The sequence below is a fragment of the Falsiroseomonas sp. HC035 genome, assembly GCF_050563525.1.
Lineage (GTDB): Bacteria > Pseudomonadota > Alphaproteobacteria > Acetobacterales > Acetobacteraceae > Falsiroseomonas.
In genome coordinates this window covers 61,330-85,180 of sequence record NZ_JBNXUN010000009.1, presented here as the reverse complement: position 1 = coordinate 85,180, position 23,851 = coordinate 61,330, and the positions used below count along the sequence as shown (strand labels likewise).

20 protein-coding genes are annotated in these 23,851 nt (G+C 71.2%); 14 read left to right on the top strand and 6 right to left on the bottom strand.

Going from position 1 to position 23,851, the window contains the following annotated elements:
- Positions 1–3: 3 nt before the first annotated feature.
- From uppS to ACLF3G_RS18785, 13 genes are all read left to right on the top strand, one after another.
- Positions 4–798, top strand: a complete 795-nt coding sequence (gene uppS / locus ACLF3G_RS18845) for a polyprenyl diphosphate synthase (RefSeq protein WP_430670941.1) — start codon at positions 4–6, stop codon at positions 796–798.
- Positions 799–814: 16 nt separating this feature from the next.
- The gene (locus ACLF3G_RS18840; RefSeq protein ID WP_430670940.1) at positions 815–1,684 is read left to right on the top strand and encodes a phosphatidate cytidylyltransferase; all 870 of its coding nucleotides are present in this window, start codon (positions 815–817) and stop codon (positions 1,682–1,684) included.
- Between the two features lie 4 nt (positions 1,685–1,688).
- The gene (dxr, locus tag ACLF3G_RS18835) at positions 1,689–2,858 is read left to right on the top strand and encodes a 1-deoxy-D-xylulose-5-phosphate reductoisomerase (RefSeq protein WP_430670939.1); all 1,170 of its coding nucleotides are present in this window, start codon (positions 1,689–1,691) and stop codon (positions 2,856–2,858) included.
- 43 nt (positions 2,859–2,901) lie between these two features.
- Positions 2,902–4,011 (top strand): RIP metalloprotease RseP, encoded by a 1,110-nt coding sequence (gene rseP, locus ACLF3G_RS18830; RefSeq protein ID WP_430670938.1) that lies wholly within the window; start codon positions 2,902–2,904, stop codon positions 4,009–4,011.
- A 100-nt stretch (positions 4,012–4,111) separates the two neighbouring features.
- Positions 4,112–6,457, top strand: a complete 2,346-nt coding sequence (bamA, locus tag ACLF3G_RS18825) for an outer membrane protein assembly factor BamA (protein WP_430670937.1) — start codon at positions 4,112–4,114, stop codon at positions 6,455–6,457.
- 23 nt (positions 6,458–6,480) lie between these two features.
- Positions 6,481–7,269 (top strand): OmpH family outer membrane protein, encoded by a 789-nt coding sequence (locus ACLF3G_RS18820; RefSeq protein ID WP_430670936.1) that lies wholly within the window; start codon positions 6,481–6,483, stop codon positions 7,267–7,269.
- Between the two features lie 5 nt (positions 7,270–7,274).
- Positions 7,275–8,306, top strand: coding sequence for a UDP-3-O-(3-hydroxymyristoyl)glucosamine N-acyltransferase (gene lpxD / locus ACLF3G_RS18815; RefSeq protein WP_430670935.1), 1,032 nt, complete (start codon positions 7,275–7,277; stop codon positions 8,304–8,306).
- 34 nt (positions 8,307–8,340) lie between these two features.
- Positions 8,341–8,817 (top strand): 3-hydroxyacyl-ACP dehydratase FabZ, encoded by a 477-nt coding sequence (fabZ, locus tag ACLF3G_RS18810; RefSeq protein WP_430670934.1) that lies wholly within the window; start codon positions 8,341–8,343, stop codon positions 8,815–8,817.
- A 29-nt stretch (positions 8,818–8,846) separates the two neighbouring features.
- On the top strand, positions 8,847–9,671 hold the full coding sequence (lpxA, locus tag ACLF3G_RS18805) for an acyl-ACP--UDP-N-acetylglucosamine O-acyltransferase (RefSeq protein WP_430670933.1): 825 nt from the start codon (positions 8,847–8,849) through the stop codon (positions 9,669–9,671).
- Entirely contained in the window at positions 9,668–10,546 is an 879-nt protein-coding gene (locus ACLF3G_RS18800; protein ID WP_430670932.1) for an LpxI family protein, read from the top strand. The genes lpxA and ACLF3G_RS18800 overlap by 4 nt, the downstream gene beginning before the upstream one ends.
- A complete protein-coding gene (gene gloA / locus ACLF3G_RS18795) occupies positions 10,543–10,950 on the top strand; it encodes a lactoylglutathione lyase (protein WP_430670931.1) in 408 nt (135 codons plus the stop codon). Before ACLF3G_RS18800 ends, gloA begins: the two co-directional genes overlap by 4 nt.
- A 10-nt stretch (positions 10,951–10,960) precedes the next feature.
- Positions 10,961–12,358: a YcjX family protein gene (locus ACLF3G_RS18790; RefSeq protein ID WP_430670930.1), complete on the top strand. Its 1,398-nt coding sequence runs from the start codon at positions 10,961–10,963 to the stop codon at positions 12,356–12,358.
- On the top strand, positions 12,355–13,239 hold the full coding sequence (locus ACLF3G_RS18785) for a DUF697 domain-containing protein (RefSeq protein WP_430670929.1): 885 nt from the start codon (positions 12,355–12,357) through the stop codon (positions 13,237–13,239). Before ACLF3G_RS18790 ends, ACLF3G_RS18785 begins: the two co-directional genes overlap by 4 nt.
- 6 nt (positions 13,240–13,245) lie before the next feature.
- On the opposite strand, the gene ACLF3G_RS18780 is transcribed toward ACLF3G_RS18785, so the two are convergent.
- From ACLF3G_RS18780 to gltX, 3 genes are all read right to left on the bottom strand, one after another.
- Positions 13,246–16,656, bottom strand: coding sequence for a calcium-binding protein (locus ACLF3G_RS18780; protein ID WP_430670928.1), 3,411 nt, complete (start codon positions 16,654–16,656; stop codon positions 13,246–13,248).
- Positions 16,657–16,743: 87 nt separating this feature from the next.
- A complete protein-coding gene (locus ACLF3G_RS18775) occupies positions 16,744–17,394 on the bottom strand; it encodes a hypothetical protein (RefSeq protein WP_430670927.1) in 651 nt (216 codons plus the stop codon).
- Positions 17,395–17,461: 67 nt separating this feature from the next.
- On the bottom strand, positions 17,462–18,868 hold the full coding sequence (gene gltX / locus ACLF3G_RS18770) for a glutamate--tRNA ligase (protein WP_430670926.1): 1,407 nt from the start codon (positions 18,866–18,868) through the stop codon (positions 17,462–17,464).
- A 117-nt stretch (positions 18,869–18,985) separates the two neighbouring features.
- Between gltX and ACLF3G_RS18765 the strand changes: the two genes are divergently transcribed.
- Positions 18,986–21,148: a ComEC/Rec2 family competence protein gene (locus tag ACLF3G_RS18765; RefSeq protein ID WP_430670925.1), complete on the top strand. Its 2,163-nt coding sequence runs from the start codon at positions 18,986–18,988 to the stop codon at positions 21,146–21,148.
- A 183-nt stretch (positions 21,149–21,331) separates the two neighbouring features.
- On the opposite strand, the gene lexA is transcribed toward ACLF3G_RS18765, so the two are convergent.
- The 3 genes from lexA to moaC all read right to left on the bottom strand — a co-directional run bounded on the left by lexA (position 21,332) and on the right by moaC (position 23,822).
- Positions 21,332–22,051, bottom strand: coding sequence for a transcriptional repressor LexA (lexA, locus tag ACLF3G_RS18760; protein ID WP_430671090.1), 720 nt, complete (start codon positions 22,049–22,051; stop codon positions 21,332–21,334).
- Between the two features lie 134 nt (positions 22,052–22,185).
- The gene (locus ACLF3G_RS18755) at positions 22,186–23,391 is read right to left on the bottom strand and encodes a molybdopterin molybdotransferase MoeA (protein ID WP_430670924.1); all 1,206 of its coding nucleotides are present in this window, start codon (positions 23,389–23,391) and stop codon (positions 22,186–22,188) included.
- Complete coding sequence (gene moaC / locus ACLF3G_RS18750) at positions 23,391–23,822, bottom strand: cyclic pyranopterin monophosphate synthase MoaC (protein ID WP_430671089.1); 432 nt, start codon at positions 23,820–23,822, stop codon at positions 23,391–23,393. Before moaC ends, ACLF3G_RS18755 begins: the two co-directional genes overlap by 1 nt.
- Between the last annotated feature and the right edge of the window lie 29 nt (positions 23,823–23,851).

Genomic DNA, 23,851 nt, shown 5'->3' with positions numbered 1-23,851 from the left:
GTGATGAGCGCGGCCGCGAAGCCGCTGGTTGGTGCGGAGGCCTCTGGGCCCGACTCCTCCGGCCAGGTGCCATCGAGGTCCGGCGAAGCGCCGCCGGCCGTTCCGACCCATATCGGAATCATCATGGATGGCAACGGCCGCTGGGCCGCGGCCCGCGGCCAGCCGCGTGTCATGGGGCACCGGGCGGGGGCCGAGGCGGTGCGACGGACCATCGAGGCGGCAGCGCGGGCCGGCGTCGGCTGGCTGACCCTGTTCGCCTTCTCTTCGGAGAACTGGCACCGCCCAGTGGATGAGGTGCGCGACCTGACCGGGCTGATGCGGATGTACCTGCGCTCCGAGGTCGGGGCGCTGGCAAAGGAAGGCATCCGCCTCCGCGTGATCGGCGAACGCGAACGATTCGGGGCCGACACCGTACGCGCCATCGCGGCGGCGGAGGCGACGACCGCGGCGGGCACCCGGCTGAACCTGAACGTCGCCGTGTCCTATGGCGGGCGCGGGGAGATCGTCTCGGCGGCGCGGGAAGTGGCGCGTCGGGTGGCCGCTGGTACGCTGGATGCGAATTCGCTGGACGAAGCGACGTTTGGCCGCATGCTGTCGACCTCCGGCATGCCGGACCCGGACCTCATCATCCGCACCAGCGGCGAGCAGCGCATCTCCAACTTCCTCCTTTGGCAGTCCGCCTATGCCGAGTTCGTCTTCCAGGACGTGCTGTGGCCGGATTACGACCAGGAGCACCTGACGGCGGCCATCGCCGAATTCGCACGACGCGAACGGCGCTACGGCCTCCGACTCGCGTGAACGCCCGGCGGATCGCATGGTGACGGCGCCTCCGGCGACGAAGGCCGAGAAGAAGCGCTGGACGGACCTGCGCAAGCGCGCCCTGTCCGCCGCCCTGCTGCTGCCGGCGGCACTGGCCTGTATCTGGTTCGGCGCCGAATCCTTCACCGCGCTGGTGGCGTTGGCCGTCGCGGTGCTGGCCTGGGAATGGGTGCATCTCTGCGGCCGCCGCACGCGTGTCTTCCCGGGGCTTGCGGTGCCGCTGGTGGTGTTTGCCGCCGGCGCGCTGGCGGTGATGGAACGCACGCGGCTTGGCGTCGTGGTGCTGCTGGCGGGCTTCGCGATCACCTGGATAGGGGTCGCGCTGCGCGGGCGGCGATCCGGCATCACCCAGCCGGCGCGGCGGCTTGCGGCGGGGGTCCTGTATATCGGCCTGGCCGGGCTGGCGCTGATCGAATTGCGGCACGATGGCGAGGCCGGGCGCGGTAACGTGCTGTTCCTGTTCCTGGTGGTCTGGGCCTCGGACATCGGCGCCTACATGGCCGGCCGGGCCTTCGGCGGCCCGAAGCTTGCGCCGTCGATCTCGCCGAACAAGACCTGGTCGGGGGCGGTGGGCGGCATGGTTTGCGCGCTGGTGGTGGGCGGCGCCTGCGCGCTGGCCTTCACGCCGGGCGCCTCGCTGCTGGCCATATCCGCCGTCGTGCTTCTGGTCGGCACCGCCTCCCAGGCCGGGGACCTGCTGGAATCCGCGATCAAGCGCCATTTCAAGGTCAAGGACACCTCGTCCCTCATTCCGGGTCATGGCGGGCTGCTGGATCGCCTGGACGGGGTGCTGGCGGCGGCGCCGGTGGCGGCGCTGCTGTCCTTCATGCTGGGCCAGGGGCGACCGCTTTGGGGATGGGGCTGAACAGGTGACGCGGTCGGTTACGATCCTCGGCTGCACGGGCTCCGTCGGCCGGTCCACCATGGCGCTGCTGGATGCGGCGCCGGAGGGGGCCTTCCGGGTGGAGGCGCTGGTCGCCAATCGGGATTTTGCCGTGCTGGCCGAACAGGCGGTGCGGCACGGCGCGCGCCTGGCCGTGGTCGCCGACCCGACCGCCTGGGCCGACCTGAAGGCTGCGCTGGCCGGCACCGGCATCGAGGCGGCTGCCGGCCCGCAGGCGGTGGAGGACGCCGCGGCGCGGCCGGCGGATTGGACCATGGCCGCCATCGTCGGCGCCGCCGGCCTGCGCTCGACCCTGGTGGCGCTGGCGCGCGGCGGGACCCTGGCGCTGGCCAACAAGGAAAGCCTGGTCTGCGCGGCGGAACTGGTGCTGGCCGTGGCGCGGAAGGGCGGTGCGACGCTGCTTCCGGTCGATTCCGAACACAACGCCATCTTCCAGGCCCTCGATGGCCAGGACCCGGCAGGGGTGGAGAAGATCATCCTCACCGCCTCGGGCGGCCCGTTTCGCGACTGGACGCTGGCGGAAATGGCCTGCGCCACGCCGGAACAGGCGGTGCGCCACCCGGTGTGGTCAATGGGCGCCAAGATCAGCATCGATTCCGCCACCATGATGAACAAGGGGCTGGAGCTGATCGAGGCCGCCCGGCTGTTCCCGGTGCCGGAGGCGCGCATCGAGGTGCTGGTGCATCCGCAATCGGCCGTGCACGGGCTGGTGCAGTTCGCGGATGGCTCGCTGCTGGCGCAACTCGGCACGCCGGACATGCGCACGCCGATCGCCCACGCGCTGGCCTGGCCGAAGCGCATCCATGTGGCGGCTCCGCGGCTCGACCTGGCGGCACTCGGGCGGCTGGAATTTGCGGCGCCCGATCCCGTACGTTTCCCGGCGCTTCGCCTGGCGCGGGAGGCCTTGCAGGCCGGTGGTGGCGCCCCGACTATATTGAACGCGGCGAACGAGGTGGCAGTCGGATTGTTCCTCGACCGTCGCCTGGGTTTCCTCGACATCGCCGCGGTGGTGGAGGCGACCATGGCCGCGATGGTGGCGCCACTGGCCGAGGGGCTGGAGCCGATCCTGGAACTCGATGCCGAGGCGCGGCGCCTGGCGTCGCGGCTGGCCGGGGCCCGCGCCGCGGTGTCCTGAGGCCGGTCCCGACGCTACGGCCTGAACACGTTTGGAGAACACCTTGGACTTCCTGCCCGACCCGATCCGCACCGTGCTGGCCTTCGTGCTCGTGCTCGGCGTGCTGGTGTTCTTCCACGAGCTTGGCCACTACCTCGCGGCGCGCTGGCGCGGCGTCTACGTGGAGCGCTTTTCCGTCGGCTTCGGCCGTGCCATCGCCACCTGGACCGACCGGCAGGGCACCGAATGGCGTATCGGCTGGCTGCCGCTCGGCGGCTACGTGAAGCTGCATGGCCAGGAACAACCGGCCGACGTCCCGGAGGAAGTGCGCGCCACCTGGCGCCCGGGGCAGACGTTCCACGAGAAATCGGTGGGCGACCGCGCCATCGTCGTGGCGGCCGGGCCGCTGGCCAACTTCATCCTGGCCGCCGTGATGTTCGGCCTGCTGTTCATGACCGTGGGCCGGCCCTCCGCCACCACGGCCATCGGCACTGTCCAGGAAGGCTCCGCCGCCGCCAGCGCCGGCCTGCTGCCCGGCGACCGAATCGTGGCGCTGGATGGCCAGGCGATGACCCGCTTCGAGGAGGTGCAGCGCCACGTCCAGCCGCGTGCCGGCACGCCGATCGCCGTGACGGTGCAGCGCGAAGGTGCGGAGCGCACCATGACGGCGACGCCGCAGGCCCGGGTCACCGGCGAGACCTCGGTCGGCGTGCTCGGCGTCGGCGCCGCGCCGGCGGATTTCGAGCGGCTGGACCCGTTCAGCGCACTCTGGGCCGGCACGGTTCAGACCGCCGACATCACCCGCCAGACCCTGGCCGCCGTGGGCCAGATGATCTTCGGCGGGCGCGGCGCGGATGAACTCGGCGGGCCGCTGCGAATCGCCCAGATGTCGGGCCAGGTGGCGGAGCTGGGCATTGCCAGCCTGGTTTCCTTCATGGCGGTGCTGTCCGTGAACCTTGCGTTGATTAACTTGTTCCCCATCCCCGTGCTCGATGGTGGCCACCTGATGTTCTATGCGGCGGAGGCCATCCGCGGCCGTCCGCTGCCCCCGAAGGCGCAGGAAATCGGCTTCCGGGCTGGGTTTGCGCTGCTCATCACGCTGTTCGTCTTCGCCACATGGAACGACCTGTCGCAGCTCGGCGTGGTGCGCTGGGCGACCGGGTTGTTCGGCTGAGCCGGGCGGTCCGGCGCGCGCCGGCAGTGGCGGGGGTGGCGGCACCCCTGCCGCTCGGGTAGTCTCCGCGGCCACCCTCACCCCGCCGGGGATATACGCTTTGGTCCGCAATCGGCTCCTGCTCCTCGCAGCCACCTGCCTCGTTCCCGTCGGCTTCGCGCTGAACGCGGAGGCGCAGACCCGAACGCCGCGCGCCACGCGCCCGGCCGCGGTATTGCCCGCCGCAGGCGGCATCGTCCGTGCCATCGATGTCACCGGTAACCAGCGCATCGAGGCGGACACCGTCCGGTCCTACATGCTGCTGCAACCCGGCGATGCCTTCGACGCGGATCGGCTGGATCGCAGCCTTCGCACGCTGTTCGCCACCGGCCTGTTCCAGGACGTGCGCGTGGCTCGGCAGGGCGACCGGATCGCCGTGGCGGTGGTGGAGAACCCCATCGTCAACCGAGTGGCCTTCGAGGGCAACAGCAAGGTCTCGGACGATGTGCTGACGCCGGAAGTCCAGCTGCGCGCCCGGGCGGTGTTCACGCCGCAGCAGGCTCAGGCGGACCGCCAGCGCATCCTGGACCTCTACGCCCGCCGCGGACGCTTCGCCGCGCGGGTGGAACCCAAGGTCATCCAGCTCGACCAGAACCGCGTCGACGTGGTGTTCGAGATCACGGAAGGCGAGGCGGCGCTGGTCAGCCGCGTCAGCTTCGTCGGCAACACCGCCTTCTCGGATAGTCGCCTGCGGGACGTGGTGGCGACACGGGAGCAGGCTTGGTACCGCATCCTGTCCACCGCCGATATCTACGACCCCGAGCGCCTGAACTTCGACCGAGAATTGCTGCGCCGCTACTACCTGCGCCAGGGCTATGCGGATGTGGAGGTGACCGGTGCGGTCGCCGAGCTGTCGCCCGATCGCAGCGGCTTCTTCGTTACCTTCACGATCAACGAAGGCCCGCGCTACCGTGTCGGCCGTGCCGAGATCACCAGCAGCCTGCGTGGCGTCGAGCCCGAATCGCTGCGCAGCGCGCTCGCGATATCCGAGGGCGACTGGTACGACGGCGACGCGGTGGAACGCTCGGTGGAGGCGCTGTCCGATGCCGTCGGCCTGCGCGGCGTGCCGTTCGTGGAGGTCCGCCCGCGCGTCGTCCGGGACCGGGAAAACCAGCGCGTCGACGTGACCTTCGAGGTCGCGGAAGGCACCCGCGCCTATGTCGAGCGCATCGACATCCTGGGCAACAGCCGTACCGCAGACCGCGTGATCCGCCGCGAATTCCGCATCGCGGAAGGCGACCCCTTCAACGCCGCGCAGGTCCGGCGCTCGCGCCAGCGCATCCGGGACCTCGGCTACTTCGCCGGCGCCGAGATCGCGGTGCAGCCAGGCTCGGCGCCCGACCGGACAGTGTTGCAGACCACGGTGCAGGAACGCCCGACCGGCGAGATCTCGCTTGGCGGCGGCTTCTCCACCGATGCCGGCCTGCTGACCGATTTCGGCATCCGGGAACGAAATTTCCTCGGCACTGGCATCGACGCGCGGCTGCAGGCGCTGCTGGCGCAGCGCCGGACGCAGGTCGATTTCAGCATCACCGACCCGGCCTTCCTGGACCGCAACCTCGCGGCCGGCATCGACCTGTTCTACGTCACGCGCAACCTGCAGGAGACGTCCTCCTACTCCGAGAAGCGCCAGGGCGTGGTGCTGCGCGCCGGCTATGAGTTCAACGAGCGCGTGCGGCAGAGCTGGGCCTACAGCCTGGTGCAGCGCGATGTCTTCGACATCCAGTCCGACGCCAGCCGCTTCATCCGCGAACAGCAGGGCGTAACGCTGCTCTCGCAGATCGGCACGACGCTGTCCTACGACGTGCGCGATAGCCGGATCGAGCCGAAGAGTGGCTTCATCGTCCGCGTCGGCTCCGACGTCGCCGGCCTCGGCGGCGATGTCGCCTATGTGCGTTGGCGCGGCGACGTGGCCGGGTATGTGCCGCTGGAGCGCTACCTCGGCAATGCGGACTACGTGCTGGCACTTCAGGCCGGCGTCGGCCTGCTGACGCCCTGGGGCGACCGGCCGGAGCGGATCATCGACCGCTTCTTCCTGGGCGGCGACAACCTGCGCGGCTTCGCGCTGGCGGGTGCCGGACCGCGTGACATCAGCTCGGGCGGCGCCGACGACCCGCTCGGCGGACGGCTGATCTGGACGCAGACGACGGAGTTGCGCTTCCCGCTGCCGCTGCCGCAGGAAATCGGCCTGTTGGGCCGCGCCTTCGTCGATGTCGGCTCGCTGTCCAGTACGCCGGTCTCCGGGCCGGGCGTGCAGGATGATACTTCCCCGCGCGTCGGCGTCGGTGTCGGCGTGTCCTGGCGCACGCCGGTCGGCCTGATCAACATCGACATCGCCCAGGCGGTGGTGAAGAAGGACTACGACGAGACGCAGCTCGTGCGCTTCGGCTTCGGCACCCGCTTCTGAGCACCATCCGGGATTACCCTTTCATGCGTCTGCGCCACCTCCTCGCGGCTTCCCTGCTGATTGGGCCGTCGCTGCTGACCGGCCAGTCGGCCCTTGGCCAGCAACAGCCCGGCCAGCAATGGTTCGTGCCGCCCGGCCAGGGGGCGCAGCAGCCAGCCCAGCAGCAGCGCCCACCCGCACAGCAGCAACGGCCGCCGGCGCAGCAGCAGCGCCCGGCCCAGGCCCCGGCCGCCGGCCAGCGCACCCCGCCGCCGGTGATCGCGATCGTCGACATTCCGGAAGTGCAGCGCCTATCGGCCGCCTTCAACCAGGTGCGGGAGGAGATCGAGCGGCGCCGTGCGACGCTGAACACCGACCTGCAGCGCGAACAGGGCCGCTGGCGCGAGGAACAGCAGGCGCTGGCCGCCGCCCGCGCCACCCTGCCGCCGGAACAGCTTCGCCAGCGGGAGCGTGAGTTGCAGGAGCGCATCACCGACGCGCAGCGCATCTTCCGCGACCGTTCGCGCGCCATCGACCAGGCGGCGCAGGCCGGCCTTGGCCAGATCGAGCAGGCGCTGGGCGCCGTAATCCGCCAGGTGGCGGCCTCCCGCGGTGTGAACATCGTGCTGCCGCGGCCGTTGGTGATCTTTAATGACAGCGGCTTCGACCTGACGGACGAGATCTCCGCGCAGATGAACCGCGTGCTGCGCAGCGTGACCATTCCGCCGGAGGGTGCCCCACCGGTCGATGCGCCGCCTGCCGCCAACGGCGCGCCGCCGCCGCCGCCGCCGCCCGCCCCGGCGGCCCCGGCCGCGCCCGCACGACGGAACTGAAGCCGATGGCGGTCGATCCCCGCTTCTTTCCGGCGGGGGTCCCGCTGACATTGGGTGAAGCCGCCGCCTTGGCGGGCGGCACGTTGCAGGGCGGCGACGCCGCCCTTCGGATCACTGGGGTCGGCCCGCTCGGCGAGGCTGGACCCTCCGACATCAGCTTCCTGCACAATCGCAAGGCCCTGCCGCTGCTGGCGGAAACGCGGGCGGCGGCGGTGGTCCTGCCGCCGGAACTGCTCCCGCGGCTGCCCGAGGGTCGCGTCGCCATCGTCACGAAGGATGCGTATCTCGGCTTCGGGCGGATCGCCCGCGCCCTTTACCCCGTGCCGCCTGTGCGGCCGGGCGTGCATGCGACCGCCCATGTCGATCCGGCCGCCAGCCTCGGCGCGGGCGTGGAGGTCGGGCCTTTCGCCGTGATCGAGTCGGGGGCGGAGGTCGGCGCTGGCTGCATCATCGGCCCGCATGCCGTCATCGGCGCGGGCGTGGTGCTGGGGGAGGGTTGCCGCATCGGCGCCCATGCCAGCATCAGCCACTGCATCGCCGGGCGCGGCGTGGTGCTGCACCCGGGCGCGCGCGTGGGGCAGGAGGGCTTCGGCTTCGCGGTGACGCCGGAGGGCCGGTTCGAGACGATGCCACAGCTCGGCCGTGTGCTGCTGGAGGATGCGGTCGAGATCGGCGCGAATGCCTGCGTCGACCGCGGCAGCCAATCCGACACCGTGCTCGGGGCGGGTACGCGCCTCGACAATCTGGTGCAGATCGGCCACAACGTGAGGACGGGCAAGGCCTGCGTCCTGGTGGCGCATGTCGGCATCGCGGGGTCGACCCGCCTTGGCAACGGCGTGCAGATGGGCGGCCAGTCGGGCGTCGCAGGGCATGTCGAGATCGGGGACCGGGTGCAGGTCGCGGCGCAATCCGGCATCCTGTCCGATGTCGCGGCGGGCGAGGTGGTCGGCGGGTCGCCGGCCTGGCCGATGCGCGAGACCCTGCGCGCCTTCGCGGCGTTGCGGCGGCTGGCAAAGCCAGCGGCAAAGCCGGGCTGACGTTCAGGGTTCAGGGCGGGCGAAAGAACGAGACATGGTTGACAGCGACGACACGACGCCATCCGGCACCGCGAACACCTACGACATCGCGCGGATCATGCAGGCGATCCCGCACCGTTTCCCGTTCCTGCTGGTCGATCGGGTGGTGGAGATCGTGCCCGACGTATCCGCCGTCGGCATCAAGAACGTCTCGATCAACGAGAACTTCTTCCAGGGCCATTTCCCGCAGCACCCGGTCTTCCCGGGCGTGCTGATCATCGAAAGCATGGCGCAGACCGCGGCCGTACTGGTGGTGGAGACGCTGGGACCCTCGGCGCAGGGCAAGCTGGTGTATTTCATGACCGTGGACAGCGCCAAGTTCCGCAAGCCCGTGGTGCCCGGCGACCAGATGCGCGTGCATGTCCGCAAGGAAAAGCAGCGCGGCAACATCTGGAAGTTCACCGCCGAGGCCAAGGTGGATGGCAAGGTGGTGGCCGAGGCCGGCTACGCTGCCATGATCCTCGACAAGTGAGCGCAACCGCGGGCTTGGACACGCAAACGATGCCAGCCTTCATCCACCCATCTGCGCATGTCGCGGCAGGGGCAGAGATCGGTGCCGGCTGCCGCATTGGCCCGGGCTGCGTCGTCAGCGCGGAGGCGGTGCTGGAGCCGGGCGTCGAACTGATGGCACATGTCGTGCTCGATGGGCGGGTCCGCCTGGGCGCGGGGGCGAAGATCTTCCCCTTCGCCACCATCGGCCTCGCGCCGCAGGACCTGAAGTACAAGGGCGAACCTACCGGCGTTTCCATCGGCGCGCGGACCCAGGTGCGCGAACACGCCACCATTCATCGCGGCAGCACCGGCGGCGATGGCATGACCCGGATCGGCGCCGATGGCCTGGTGATGTGCGTCGCCCATGTCGGCCATGACTGCCAGATCGGCGATGGCGTCATCCTGGTGAACAACGTGATGCTGGCCGGCCATGTCACCATCGGCGACTTCGCCGTGGTGCAGGGCGGCGCCGCAATCCAGCAATTCGTGCGCATCGGCCGCATGGCGATGATCGCCGGCATGTCCGGCGTGGAGCGCAACGTGCTGCCCTATGGCCGCGTGAAGGGTTTTCGCGCGAAGCATGCCGGCCTGAACACGATTGCCATGCGCCGCCGCCTGGGCCTCAGCAAGGACCAGGTGGTGACCGTCGCCCATGCGGTGCACGACCTGTATCGCGGCGGACGGCCGGACGAAGTGGCCGGGACCCTTGCCGCCAGCTACCCGGACAACCCCATCGTTGCCGAGATCCTCGCCTTCGCGCGCAACCGCGGCCGACACGGCCTTGTGCCCTTCGGCCGGGCCGGGGAGGAGGAGGAAGGCGGGGAGGCCGCGTGACTGCGCCACCGCCCCCCCTTGGCATCCTGGCCGGCGGCGGCGTGATGCCGCTGCGCGTGGCCGACGCTGCCGCGCGCGCAGGGCGCCCTGTCTTCGCGGTCCTTGTCGATGGGTTCGCCGATCCGCGCGAATGGCGCGCGGTACCGCATGAGGTGGTGCGGCTGGGTGCCGTCGGCCGCATGCTCGGGCTGATGCGTCAGGCTCGGGCGCGGCAACTGGTGCTGGCCGGGCGCATCAAGCGGCCCTCCATCCTGTCGCTGCGCCTCGATGGCGAAGGTGTGCGGTTGGCGGCGAAGGTCGGTCGCAGGGCCCTGTTCGGCGGCGACGACGCGCTGCTGAGCGCCGTGCTCGCCGTGCTGCGCGAGGAAGGCTTCGAGCCGATCGGCGCGCAGCAGGTGTTTGCCGATCTGCTGATGGAGGCGGGCTGCCCGACCCGCGCGCAGCCGGATGCGCAGGCGCTGGCCGACATCAGGCGCGGCATCGGCGTGGCGCGGCAGCTCGGAATGGCCGACACCGGGCAGGGCTGCGTCGTGCAACAGGGCCTCGTGCTGGCAGTGGAAGCGATCGAGGGCACCGATGCCATGCTGGCGCGTTGCACGGCATTGCGGCGGGAAGGTCCGGGCGGCGTGCTGGTGAAGCTTGTGAAGCCGACGCAAAGCCGGCTGATCGATCTGCCGGTGATCGGGCCGGACACAATCCGGGCCGCCGCCGCCGCTGGGCTGCGCGGCGTGGCGGTGGAGGCGCGATATAACGTCCACGTCGGTACCATCGTCCTGGACCGCGCGGCCACCATATCGGAAGCCGACGCCGCGGGGCTGTTCCTGCTGGCGCTGGATGTCGACGCATTCCTGAAAACCGAGGACCCAGAACCATGAGCTCAGCAACCACCAGCGGCTCGCTGCTGCACACCATGATCCGCGTCGGCAACCTTGACCGTAGCGTGAATTTCTACACCAATCTGCTCGGCATGAAGGAACTCCGCCGGCGTGACGTGCCGGAGGGCAAGTACACGCTGGTCTTCGTTGGCTACGCCGAGGAATCGACCGGCGCCGCCGCCGTCGAGTTGACCTACAACTACGGCACGGAAAGCTACGAGCAGGGCAACGCCTTCGGTCACCTCGCCGTCGGCGTGCCGGACATCTACGCAACCTGCGACAAGCTGCGCGCCGGCGGGGCAAAGATCACGCGGGAGCCGGGGCCGGTGAAATTCGGCACCACGGTCATCGCCTTCGTCGAGGACCCGGATGGCTACAAGATCGAGCTGATCGAGCGGAAGTAAGCCACCTCGCATGGCAATCCTGACGCCGCTGGAGGATGCCCTCGCGGGCATGACGGATGCGGCGCGGGCGCTGGCGGGGCGGGAGAGGGTGCGGCTGGCGGTCACCGGCCTGTCGCGCGCCGGGAAGACCGTGTTCCTCACGTCGCTGGTGGCGAACCTGATCGCGGCCGGGCAGGGGGTGAACACGCTGCCGGCGCTGGCAGCCGCCTCCGGCAACCGGCTGCGCGGCGCGCGGCTGGTGCCCCCAGGCATCGAGGCGACGCCACGCTTCGACGCCCGGGCGCATCTGGACGCGCTGGCGGCCGATCCGCCGCGCTGGCCGGAGCGGACCGAGGACCTGTCCACGCTGGAAATCGCGCTGGAACTCGAGCCCGCCTCCTGGCTCGGCCAGGCGCGCGGCATGGTCATGGGCCGCCGGCAGGTGACTCTGGAACTGCTGGATTATCCTGGCGAATGGCTGCTCGACCTGCCGATGCTGGACCAGTCCTACGAGGATTGGTCGCGGGAGACGCTGGCCCGTCTGCGGATCGGGCGTCGTGCGGCGGCCGCGGGGGATTTCCTTCAATTCGTCGATGCGCTGCCGGCCGATGCCCGGGATGACGAGGCGCTGGCCCGGCAGGGCTTCCGCCTGTATCAGGCGGCGCTGCTGCGCTGCCGGGACGACCTCGGCTTCCGCTTCCTGCAACCAGGCCGCGCGCTGAACCCGGGGCCGCGCGGGGAGGCGCCGCTGCTGTGGTTCTTTCCCCTGCCGGGCGGGCGGGGCGGCGACCTCGGCCGACTGCTGGCTCGGCGCCATGCGGCCTATCTGGCGGATCAGAAATCCGCGTTCTTCGAGCCGTTCTTCCGCCGCTTCCGCCGCCAGGCGGTGCTCGTCGATGCGCTCGGCGCGCTGCATGCCGGGGAGGAGGCCTTCGACGACACCGCGGCGGCGCTGTCCGCCATCGCCGGATCGCTGCGGCGTGGCGGCGGCTGGCTGGACCTGCTGACCGGGCAGGGCGTTCAGCATGTGGGCTTCGCCGCGACCAAGGCGGATCATGTCCCGGCCGCGTCTCGCGATGCGCTGGTCCGGCTGCTGGGGGATCTGGTGGGGCGGGAATCGACCGCGATCGGCGGCGCCAGCACGTCCGTCCATGCCATCGCCAGCCTGCGCTGCACCCAGGACGACGTGGCCGTGGTGGATGGGCGCCAGGTGCAGGCGGTGCGCGGCGTGCTGATGCAGGGTGGCCGCAGTGCGCGGATCTATCCGGGCGAGGTGCCGCTGCGGCGGCCGGAGTCGCAGTTCTGGGAAACCGGGGAATTCGAGATGCCGGTATTCCGCCCGCCCCGCCTGACCGGTGACGGCATGGCCGGCGTTCCCCATCTGGGGGTGGACCGGCTGCTGGCGTCCCTGATCGGAGACCTGCTGTGAGCGACCCTTCCGCCCCGCGCGGACCCCGCATCCTGACCGACACGACCGAGCCACCGGCGCCGCGGATCGACCACAGCTGGGAGCTTTCGGTTGCACCGATCGCCGTGCCGCCGCCCGCCGGCCGGCGCTGGTCGGCGATCAGCCTGGCGGCCACCGGTGTCGGCGTGCTGCTGCTGGGCCTGTCGGCAATCGACGTCGCCGGCTTCGTGGCGGATCAGTTCACGCGGGGAAGCTGGCTCGGCTGGCTGACGCTTGGCGTCGCCGTCGCGGGCTACGGTCTGATCGCGGCGGCGATCCTGCGGGAACTGCGCGGGCTCGCCGGGCTCGGTACGGTCGAGCGCGGCCGCGCCGCGGTGGCGCGCGGCGACTTCGCCGAATCCCGCACCGCGATCCTGGCCTGGGCGGCACGTCTGCCGGAGGCGCAGGCGATGCTGCCGGCGCTGCGCAAGGCCGACGACCTGCCGACCCTGCTCGCGCTGTTGGAGGCCGGGCCGCTCGCCCGACTGGACCGTGCCGCGGTGGCGGCCGGTCGGGCGGCCGCGCTGCAATCCCTGGCGGCGACCGCCATCGTGCCGTCCCCGGCGCTGGACGGCATCTTTGTCGCCTGGCGCGGCGTGCGCCTGGTGCGGGAGGTTGCGGCGATCCACGGGCTGCGGCCCGGCCTGGTCGGCACGCTGAAGCTGCTGCGGCGCACCCTGTTCGAGGCCGGGGCGGTGGCGGTGGCCGATGTCGCGATCAACGCGGCGGTCACGGCGGTGACCACCAACCCGGTGGTCGGCTCCCTGGTTGGCGATGCCGCGACCGGGGCTGTGGCGGCGCGGCGGATGCTGCTGCTGGCACGCGCGACGGCGCGCGCCTGCCGGATCGTCACGCCGCGCTGAGGCGGTTCATCCCAGCGCGACGTTGCCGCCGTTCAAATCCTCCCAGTCCACGCCGCGCAGATGCAGCACGGCGCCGTTGCCAAGGTCGAGCGCGATATCCGCGCCATGCGTCACCATCTCATCCAGCGCCGTGGCGAGGGAGGTGAAGCCGGTGCCGTGCAGCAGCAGCATGTCCTCCGCCACGTTGAAGTCCATCACGGTGGACAGGCCGGCCCCCCTGCCGATGACGAATGTGTCGTGGCCGGCACCACCGTACAGCTCGTCCCGGCCGCCGCCGCCATCCAGCGTATCGGCGCCGTCGCCACCGGCCAGCATGTTGCTTCCGGCATGGCCCGAGATGGCGTTGGCCTGCGCGTTGCCGACGCCGAGGTAGGTGCTGCCGACCAGCAACAGGTTCTCGATGTGGTCGAGCAGGTAGTAGCCCTCCGCGGTGTCGGCGATGACGGTGTCGTTGCCTTCGTTTGCCAGTTCGAACACCACGTCGCTGCCATGGTCGACCAGGAACAGGTCGTCGCCCTCATTACCGAGCATGGTGTCGCTGCCGCCGCCACCATCGATGGTGTCATCGCCGGTGCCGCCCGCCATTAGCTGGCCGCCGCTGTTGCCCAGAAGCAGGTCGTCGCCCTCGTTGCCGAAGATCGTGTCGCGGCCACCGCGCCCATCGATAGTATCGCGGCCGGCACCGCCGGACAGCAGCTCGGCACTGCCGTCCAGGCCGCCCAGCACCAGGTCGTCTCCGTCGCCCCCGAGGACGGTGTCGGCGCCAGCGCCGGCATCGATGGTGTCGGCGCCACCTTCGCCGAAGATCACGTCGTCGCCATCCTGGCCGAAGATCACGTCGCGGCCTTCGCCGCCCAGGACACTTTCCGCGCCCGCTCCGCCGGCAATGGTGTCATCTCCTCCGAAGCCGGCGAGCAGGTTGCCGAGTTCGTTGCCGAACAGCCGGTTGGCGTCCTGGTTGCCGAAGCCATGCACCGCGGTGCCGCCCTGGGCGGTGGATTTCAGCATCAGGATTTCGAGGTTGTCGAACAGCGCGTAGCCGGTCGACGCCACGACGATATCGGCGTCGCCGCCGCCTGCCTCCTCCACCAGCGTGTCGGCCAGGTCCTCGATGAAATACACGTCGTTGCCGGCCCCGCCCACCAGCACATCCGCACCGTCATCGCCGATCAGCACGTCGTCACTGTCGAGACCCAGCAGCGTATCGGCGCCCGCGCCGCCATGCAGCGTCTGCTGCCCCGCGCCACCCACGAGGAGATCCGCGCCGGCTCCGCCCAGCACCTGGCCGAAGGCGCCCTCGATTATGTCGTCACCGTCTCCGCCATCCAGCAACCGGGTGCCGGTGTCGGCGACCAGCAGGTCATCGCCAAGGCCGCCGAGCAGCGTCGCGCCACCCTGAAGCGTGTCTTCGCCTTCGCCGCCATCGAGCAGGCTGCCGGCGAGGCCCAGCAGCACGTCGCCGCCCTCGCCGCCCAGTAGCGTCGCGCCACCCTGTAGCGTGTCTGCGCCCCCGCCGCCCTCGCTGATGCTGCCGGCGGCGCCGGCCAGCAGATCGTTTCCGTCTCCACCGGATAAGGTCGCGCCCGGACCCCCGCGCAGCGTATCCGCGCCGTCGCCGCCTGCCAGCCAGCCGTCGGCGCTCGCGGTCAGCAGATCGTCTCCCGCGCCGCCCAGCAGCGTGTCGGCACCGTCCCCGCCATCCAGCGTATCGTCGCCAGCGCTGCCGGCCAGGCGATCGGCGAAGGCGCTGCCGATCGCAGCCTCGAAGCCGGCCAGCGAGTCGGCGCCTCCGGGGCCGCTGGCGCTGCTGTTGGCGAGGTCCACGGACACGCCGGCCGATGCATCGGCATAGGAGATGGTGTCGGCCCCGGCGCCACCATCCATCGTATCGTTGCCGGCGCCGCCGCCGAGAAGGTCGTTGCCCTCGCCACCCTCGAGGAGATCGTGGCCGGTACCGCCCCGCAGCACATCGTCGCCGGCGCCGCCCAGCAGCGTGGAATCGCCGGACCCGCCATCCAGAAGGTCGTCACCCTCGCCGCCGGAAAGACTGGCACCGTCCGCCCCGGCGAACAGGCTATCCGCGCCGCCCAGGCCGGCGATGCTGTCGAAGCCGGAGCCGCCGTCGATCCGGTTGTCGTCGGCGCTGCCGGTGATGCTGTCGGCGTAGCTGCTGCCGGTGACGTCCTCGATGCCCGCGAGCGTGCCGGTCGGAAAGCTGGTCGTGCCGAAGACGCCGCCGCCGAGGTCGACGAAGAAGATCGAGCCGGGTGCAGCCCCGGCAACCTCGGCGAACTCGACGCGGTCCCGCCCGGTGCCGCCGGTGATGACGTCCTCGCCGTCACCGTTGCGGATCAGGTCATCGCCGTCGCCACCATCCAGCACCTCGTAGCCACTGCCGCCGAGCAGGGTATCCGCACCGTCCTGGCCCAGCAGCGTGTCGGCATCGGGGCCGCCGATCAGCACGTCGTTGCCCGCGCCGCCGCCCAGGATATCGGCGCTCGCCCCGCCATCCAGCCAGTCATCGCCGTCGCCGCCCTCCAGCGTATCGACGTCGTCGCCGCCGAGCAGCGTGTCGCGGCCATCGCCGCCGCGCAGGAAATCCGCGCTTTCCTCGCCGAGCAGAAGGTCGTCGTCGGCGCCGCCATCCAGATTGTCGCCGTCCAGGCCGCCGAGTAGCGTATCGGCGCCCGCTTCGCCCGCGATGCTGTCCTGGCCCTGGCCGCCGAGAATCAGGTCGTCGTCGTCACCGCCCGCCAGGCTGTCGGCATCGTCGCCGCCCTCCAGCGTGTCGCGGCCGGCACCGCCAATCAGCCAGTCGACTCCTGCGCCGCCGACCAGCAGGTCATCGCCGGCGTCGCCGTGCAGCGTATCGGCATCGGTGCCACCCTCGAGTGTGTCGTTGCCTTCACCGCCGAAGATAAGGTCGCTGCCCTCGCCGCCATTGGCCTGGTCGTTGCCGCTGTCCGCCTCGATAAGGTCCCCCTGGTCGCCGCCCAGCAGCGTGTCGCGTCCGCCCCCGCCGCGCAGCGTGTCGGCACCTGTGCCACCATCGATCAGGTCATCGCCCTCGTCACCCGAGAGCAGGTCCTGGTCAGCCCCCCCCAGTAGGATATCGGCGCCGTCACCGCCGAAGGCCTGGTCGGACCCGTCGCCGCCGACCAGCAGGTCGGCGCCGGCCCCGCCGAAGAGCGTATCGGCATCCGTGCCGCCATCCAGCGTATCCGCGCCTTCGCCACCCACCAGCAGGTCCGCGCCCTCCTCGCCGAGCACGAGGTCATCGCCGGCGGAGGCATCAAGCACGTCGCTGCCGGCCAGGCCCTGGATCACGTCGGCATCCGAGGTCGGCGACGGGAGGCCTGCCGAGGTGAAGCCGGGGGTGATGACGTCGTCATTGCCAGTGCCGACGATGTTCGCCATGGGACGTCCTGGGTTGGGTCTACGATGACCGGATGTGCGCGACTGACATCAGGACCAATAAAGCATCCGCTCAGATTTGCACTCTGATTAAACCGATTCGAGACCCGCGCGGCTGGCTCGCCCGGAGGGGCGAGGGGCGGGGGAAGCCTGTGCCGGCCGCGTCTCCTCCAGCCGGCCCACTATGGCGGCGGCAAGATCCTCGCCGGGCCAGTGACCGGCCCCGGGCTCCGCGCGCCGATCGGGCTGGCTCGTGAGCCGTTGCGCCAGCCGCACCAGGATGGCGGCCGGCAGCCGCACGGCGGCCTCGGCCTGGACCGGCGCGACCAACGCCATGCCATCGGGCTGCAGCCGGATGTTCACCGGGCCGAAGATGCCGGCGGCACTGATGGCTTCCGCCAGTCGATGCGCCTCCATCCGCGCCGCTTCCTCGAAGGGTTCGCGCAGCAGGGTTGGAAGCTCGCCAGGCGGCAGGTCCAGTGCCAGGTTGCGCTGCGCCAGGCGGGTCGGGGTGCGGGCGCGCCCGAGGGGAAGCGGTCGGGCAGGCCGCGCCGCCGGCGCCGCTGCAACCGGCTTCGGGAACAGCACGGCGTGGCCCCACAGGCAGGCCATCACCGCCATCCCGGACAGCGCCACCTGAGTCGGCAGGGGCAGCCCCGACAGCCCGATGATGCCCGCGGTCCAGGTTGCAATGCCGAGCAGGGCCATGGCCCAGTAGAAGAATTTCGATCGGCCCGGCATGCCCACTCCGCAAACGACGTCAAAAATCACCTAAGTCGTAATTTTCTAGATGTCGCTTGCGTGGAGGTCAAGCCAATGTCGTGCCTGCGGCGGTGTTGATCCGGCTCAACGCCTCGGTCCGCCCAAGTGCCACGAGCACTGCGTCGATCGGCGGGCTCTGCGTGCTGCCGGTCAGCGCCACCCGCAGGGGTTGCGCCACCTGCCCGAGCTTGATGCCCTTCACCTCGGCATAGTCGCGCAGCCACTGTTCCAGGTCCGCCCGTTCCCACGGCGCCTCGGCCAGGAACTCGGCGAGGTTGGCGAGGCGGGCGCGGGCTTCCGGCGTCAGCAGCGCGGCGGCCTTGGCGTCGGGCTCGGGCGCGCCCTCCGGCACCGCGAAAAGGCAGGCGTCGGCCAGTTCCGTCAGCGTCTTCGCACGCGCCTTGAGGTCCGGCATCAGCATGCGGATGCGGCCCGCGGCCTCCGTCCCGAAATCGATCCGCCGACGGGTCAGGATCGCCAGCACCTCCCGCACCAGGCGGTCATCCTCCGCAGCCCGGATGTAGACGCCGTTCAGGTGGACCAGCTTGACGTAGTCCATGCGGGAGGCGGCGCGGCCGACATCCTTCAGGTCGAACAGCTCGATCGCGCGGTCCCGCGGCACGATCTCCTCGTCGCCATGGCCCCAGCCGAGGCGCAGCAGGTAGTTGCACAGCGCCTCCGGCAGGATGCCCATCTCGGCAAAATCCAGCGCACCGACGGCGCCGTGGCGCTTCGAGAGCTTCGAGCCGTCGGCGCCATGGATCAGCGGGATATGGGCGAAATGCGGCCGCCGCCACTCCATGGCGTCATACACCATGCACTGGCGGAACGTGTTGGTCAGGTGGTCGTCGCCGCGGATCACATGGGTGATCGCCATGTCGTGGTCGTCCACCACCACGGCATGGAGGTAGGTGGGCGTGCCGTCGCTGCGCAGGATGATCATGTCATCCAGCTCGGTGTGCGCGACGCGGACCTCGCCCTGCACCAGGTCGGCCACCACCGTCTCCCCGCCGCGGGGCGCCTTGATGCGGATGGCGCCGGGCAGGCTCGGGGCCCGGGCCGGGTCGAGGTCTATCCAGCGGCTGCCGTCATATTTGAAGGGGCGCTTCGCGGCCTCGGCCTCGGCGCGCATCGCCGTGAGTTCCTCCGGCGTGTCGTAGGCGAGGTAGGCGCGGCCGGCGGCGAGCAGCGCCCGGGCCACCTCGGCGTGGCGGGCCTCGCGGTGGGTCTGCATCACGGGCGGCTCGTCCGGGCTCAGGCCGAGCCATTCAAGGCTGTCCAGGATCTGCCGCACGGCGGCATCCGTGCTGCGCGCCTTGTCGGTATCCTCGATCCGCAGCAGGTACTGGCCGCCGTGATGGCGCGCGAACAGGTAGTTGAACAGCGCCGTGCGGGCGCCGCCGATGTGCAGGTAACCGGTGGGCGAGGGGGCGAAGCGGGTGCGGACGGACATCTTGTTTCCGGGTTCCGGCAGAGGGTTTTATCGGCCGGATAGGTAGCCCGGAAGGGCGGCGGGGCCAAAGGTCGGACTTCGTTGCGCTGTCGTGCTCAATGTTCCACCCTGGGTGGAATGTCCCTGGCCACTTCCCTCCCGGCACGAGATTCCGTCACCGAGCTTCTGGCGGGGCAGGCGGGTGCGCAGCATGGGCGGTACGCGCCCTGGCTGGCGGTTGCCCTGGGGGCCGGCATCCTGTGGTACTTCGCGCTGGACCGGGAGCCGGATGCCGCGCCCCCCTGGCTCGCGGCGGCCTCCACGCTGGCGGCGGTGGTGCTGGCGCGGTGGCGGGCCCTCGCCGCCTGGGCGGTCGGGCTGGTGGCGGCGTTCCTTCTGGGGATGGGGTTGGCCGGCTGGCACGCGGCTCGGCAGCCGGAGCCGCTGGCGCTGCCTTATGGCGCGGTGGTCGCTTCGGGTCGCGTCGCGGTGGTGGAGCCGTTGCCGGAGGGGGTGCGGGTGACGCTTGCGGCGGCGCGGCTGGATGACGCGGCGCCGCTGGCCCGCCCGGTGCGGCTGCGGCTGCGGCGCGACGACCCGGCGCGGCCGGAGGCGGGCGACCGGCTGACCGTGCGCGCACTGCTGCGCGAGCCCGGGGCGCCGGTGGTGCCGGACGGCTATGACTTCCAGCGCGCCGCGTTTTTTTCCGGATTGGGTGGGTCGGGCTTCGCGCTCGGGCCAGCGGCGGTGGAGCCGGGGCAGGGGGAGAAACTCGCACGGCTGCGGGCGCGGCTCGAACAGGCGGTGACGGCGGCGATCCCCGGCGCAGCCGGCGCGGTGGCCGCGGCGCTGATCACCGGTACGCAGAGCGGCATCCCGGAGCCGGCCATGGTTGCGATGCGCGATTCCGGGCTGGCGCACCTGCTGTCGGTGTCCGGCCTGCACATGGCAATCGTCATGGGGCTGGTCTTCGGCGTGCTGCGGGCGGGCCTGGCGCTGGTGCCCTGGGTGGCGCTGCGGGTGCCGGGGAAGGCCGTGGCGGCGGTGGGGGCGCTGGCGGCGGGGGCATTCTACATGCTGCTGACCGGATCGCAGGTGCCGATGCAACGCTGCCTCGGCATGGCGGCGCTGATGACGCTGGCGCTGCTCGCCGGGCGAAGGGCGCTGTCGCTGCGGGTGCTGGCCATGGCCGCCGCGGCGGTGCTGGTGGTGGCGCCGGCGGAAGTGCTGGGGCCATCCTTCCAGATGTCCTTCGGCGCGGTGCTGGCGCTGATCGCCGGGCATGACGCCCTGCGGCCCTGGCTGGCGCGGCTGGAGCCCCGGCGCGCCTGGTGGCGGCGCGGCCTGCTGCTGCTGGCAGGGCTGGTGCTGACATCCCTGCTGGCGGGCGCGGCCACCGCCCCGTCCGGCCTGCACCACTTCGGGCGGTTGCAGGTGTTCGGGGTGCTGGCCAATGCGGTGGCGGTGCCGCTGACTTCCCTGCTGGTGATGCCGGCCGCGCTGGCGGCGGTGCTGGCGCTGCCGATCGGACTGCAGGACTGGCCGCTCTGGGCCATGGGATGGGGGGTTGAGTGCATCCTGCTCGTGGCGCGTCTGGTCGCAGACATGCCGGGGGCTGCGCCGGCGATGCCCCCACTGCCGGGCTGGGGGCTGGCGCTGGCGGCCTTCGGATTCTGCTGGCTGTGCCTGTGGCGCGGCGGTCTGCGGCTGTTCGGGGTGCCGGTGATCCTGGCGGGCCTGGCGGCGGGTCTCGTCTCGCCACCGCCGGACCTGCTGGTGTCCAGCGACGCCCGGCTGGTGGCGCTGCGCACGGCGGACGGGATTTACCTCTACCGCGTCCCGGGGGCCCGCAACTTCGCGCGCGACAACATGCTGCGCGCGATGGGCGCGACCCAAGCGCTGGCACTGCCGGGACAGGGGGAAGTCGCGGGCGGCGCCATTTCGTGCACGCCGACAGCGTGCCGCTTCCAGCCAAGGCCCGGCAGCGCCGTCGCCGTGCTGCTACGGGGGCCACCGGCGCGGCGCGGGGAGCGTATGCCGCCCCTGGACCCCGGACAGGCCTGCGGCCACGCTGCGCTGGTCGTGGCGCTCGAGGCGATGGAGCCGCGCTGCCGCAGCGGCGTCACCATTGACCGGTTCGCGATGTGGCGCGACGGCGCCCAGGCCGCCTGGCTCGGCACGGCGGCCGTCATCCGCACGGACCGCGGCCTGCGAGGCGACCGCCCCTGGGTGCCGCCGGTCCCGATGCCAGGTCGCGCCTCCGACCTGCCGCGCGCAACCGTCGATACGGGATCGCGTTAACCATGCCTTAGCCGGGCCAGATCCAGGATGCCCGGACAGGAAGGGCGGAAAGGACGCGAGTCATGGACATGGCATGGATGCTGGTCGCCGGGATTCTGAGCGGTGTCGTCGCCACGGCAGCGTGGCAGCGGCTGCACGCCTGGCGTGCGGCACGCCGCCACGAATGGGACCCCTACTGAGGGCTCAGTAGCGGCGCAGCAGGCCGATCAACCGGCCCTGAACCCGAACCCGGTCCGGCCCGAAAATGCGCGTCTCGTAGGCGCGGTTCGCAGGCTCCAGCGCCACCGAATTGCCCTTGCGACGAAGGCGTTTCAGCGTGACCTCCTGGTCATCGACCAGTGCCACCACGATCGCGCCGCTGTCGGCCGTATCGCCGCGGCGGATGATCACCGTGTCGCCGTCCAGGATGCCAGCCTCCATCATCGAATCGCCAGCCACCTCCAGCGCATAATGCTCGCCGCCGCTCAGCAGCGCGGCCGGGACGTCGATGCTGGCCGAGGTGTCGCGCAGCGCCTCGATCGGCATGCCGGCAGCAATCCGACCATACAGCGGCAGGGCGACAGAGCCCGCTTCGTTCGCTGCCTTCTGCACCCCGGCAAGGCCCGGCGCGAAATGGCCCCGGATCACGTTCGGCGTGAAGGATGGCGGAGCAGGTGCCGGCCCGGGATCGGCCCGGCGCGGCGCGACGTTTTCCGGCAGGCGCACAACCTCCAGCGCACGGGCGCGGTGCGCGCGGCGCTTCAGGAAGCCTCGTTCCTCCAGGGCCGTTATCAGGCGGTGGATGCCGGATTTGGATTTGAGGCGCAGCGCGTCCTTCATCTCCTCGAAGGAAGGCGAGAAGCCGGTCGCGCGCAGGTGCTTGTCGATGAACATCAGCAACTCGTGCTGCTTGCGCGTCAGCATGGCGTTCTCCAGCCGGTCGGGGGACCACGGGGTGCCGAACAAACGGGCAACCGGCATGGATGTTCTATGTAGGTTCCTGCGAGGCCGTCAAATCTTTTTCGCGGCTCTTGCCAAAAAACGCGCCGTAGCGGGGCTTAGATGCCGAACTGGCCCAATGGGATGGCCGGCACCTCGGCCCCCTTGGGCAGGGCCGGCGCCAAGGGCGGCCTCAGGATCAGCGCTTCTGCCCGCGCCAGATTGGCTAACATGGAGCTGTCCTGCTGCGGAAACGGGGTGGCAGTGATGTGGCTGTCCGAATCGGTGCCGAGCGTGGCGCGTAAATGATCGAATCGGCGGTCATTCGCCGGCAGGTCGGCGCCGGCCCGGACCAGGATGGTGCGCGGCGCCGCGGGCGGCAGCCCGGACAGCACGGCGAGTGCCGGCAGCAGGAACTGCACGCCACAGACCAGGGCGGAGACTGGGTTGCCGGGCAGGCCCAGCACCGGCGTGGCGCCGAGCCGGCCCCAGATCAGCGGCTTGCCCGGCCGCATGGCGATCTTCCAGAAATCCAGCGCAAAGCCGTCCCGGCCGAGCGCTGCCTGGATCAGGTCATGCTCGCCCACGCTGGCGCCGCCCGTCGTCACCAGCAGGTCGCAGCCGCGGGAGGCCGTGGCGGCGGCGGCGATCGCATCCCGATCATCCGCCACGATGGGCAGCACCAGCGGATCGCCGCCGCCGGCCCGCACCAGGGCGGCCAGGGCATGGGCGTTGCTGCTGACGATGCCGCCGGGCGGGATCGGCTCGCCGGGCAGGGCGATCTCGTCGCCCGTGGCCAGAATGCCGATGCGCGGGCGGCGATGCACCATCAGCCAGGGGTGGTTGGCAGCGGCGGCGAGGCCGATGTCCCGGGCCGTCAACCGGCGTCCGGCGGGCAGCAGGATGTCGCCCGTGGTGAAGTCCAGGCCACGCCGCCTGATCCAGCGCTGCGGCGCCACGGCCTCCCGCACCGTCACCACGCCGCCGGCTTCCTCGGCATCCTCCTGCAGCAGGATGCCATCAGCCCCGGGAGGGACGAAGCCGCCGGTGAATATGCGGACGGCCTGCCCGGCGCCGACATCCCCTGCGAAAGGATGGCCTGCCGGGGCGGCGCCCACAACGACCAACCGGGCGCCGAGCACGGCGTCGGCCGCGCGCACGGCATAGCCATCCATGGCCGAGACATCCGCCGGTGGCTGGGTCAGCCGGGCGACGACGGGCTGCGCGAGCGTACGATTCCAGGCCTCGGCCAACGCGACCGTCTCGGTCGCGGTGGGGCGCAGCGCTTCCAGTATCCGGCCGCGGGCTTCTTCCAGCGGGATCATCAGGACGCCTCGTAGGTCCCGGATTTTCCGCCGGATTTATGCACCAGCCGCACCGCCTCGATCCGCATGCCGCGGTCGGCGGCCTTGCACATGTCGTAGATCGTCAGCGCCGCCACGGTCACCGCCGTCAGTGCCTCCATCTCCACGCCGGTCTGGCCGGTGACCTTCACCAGCGCCTCGATCTCCACGGCATCTGGCGCGGCGACGGTGAGGTCCACCGTGACCTTCGCCAGGGCCAGCGGGTGGCAGAGCGGGATCAGGTCGGCAGTACGCTTCGCCGCCATGATCCCGGCGATGCGCGCCACGCCCAGCACGTCGCCCTTGCCCACCTGACCAGCCTGGATCAGCGCCAGCGTCTCCGGCGCCATGGTGATGCGGCCGCGGGCGATGGCGGTGCGGCTGGTCTCCGCCTTGGCGGAGACATCCACCATGGCGGCGGCGCCGGTGGCGTCGAAATGCG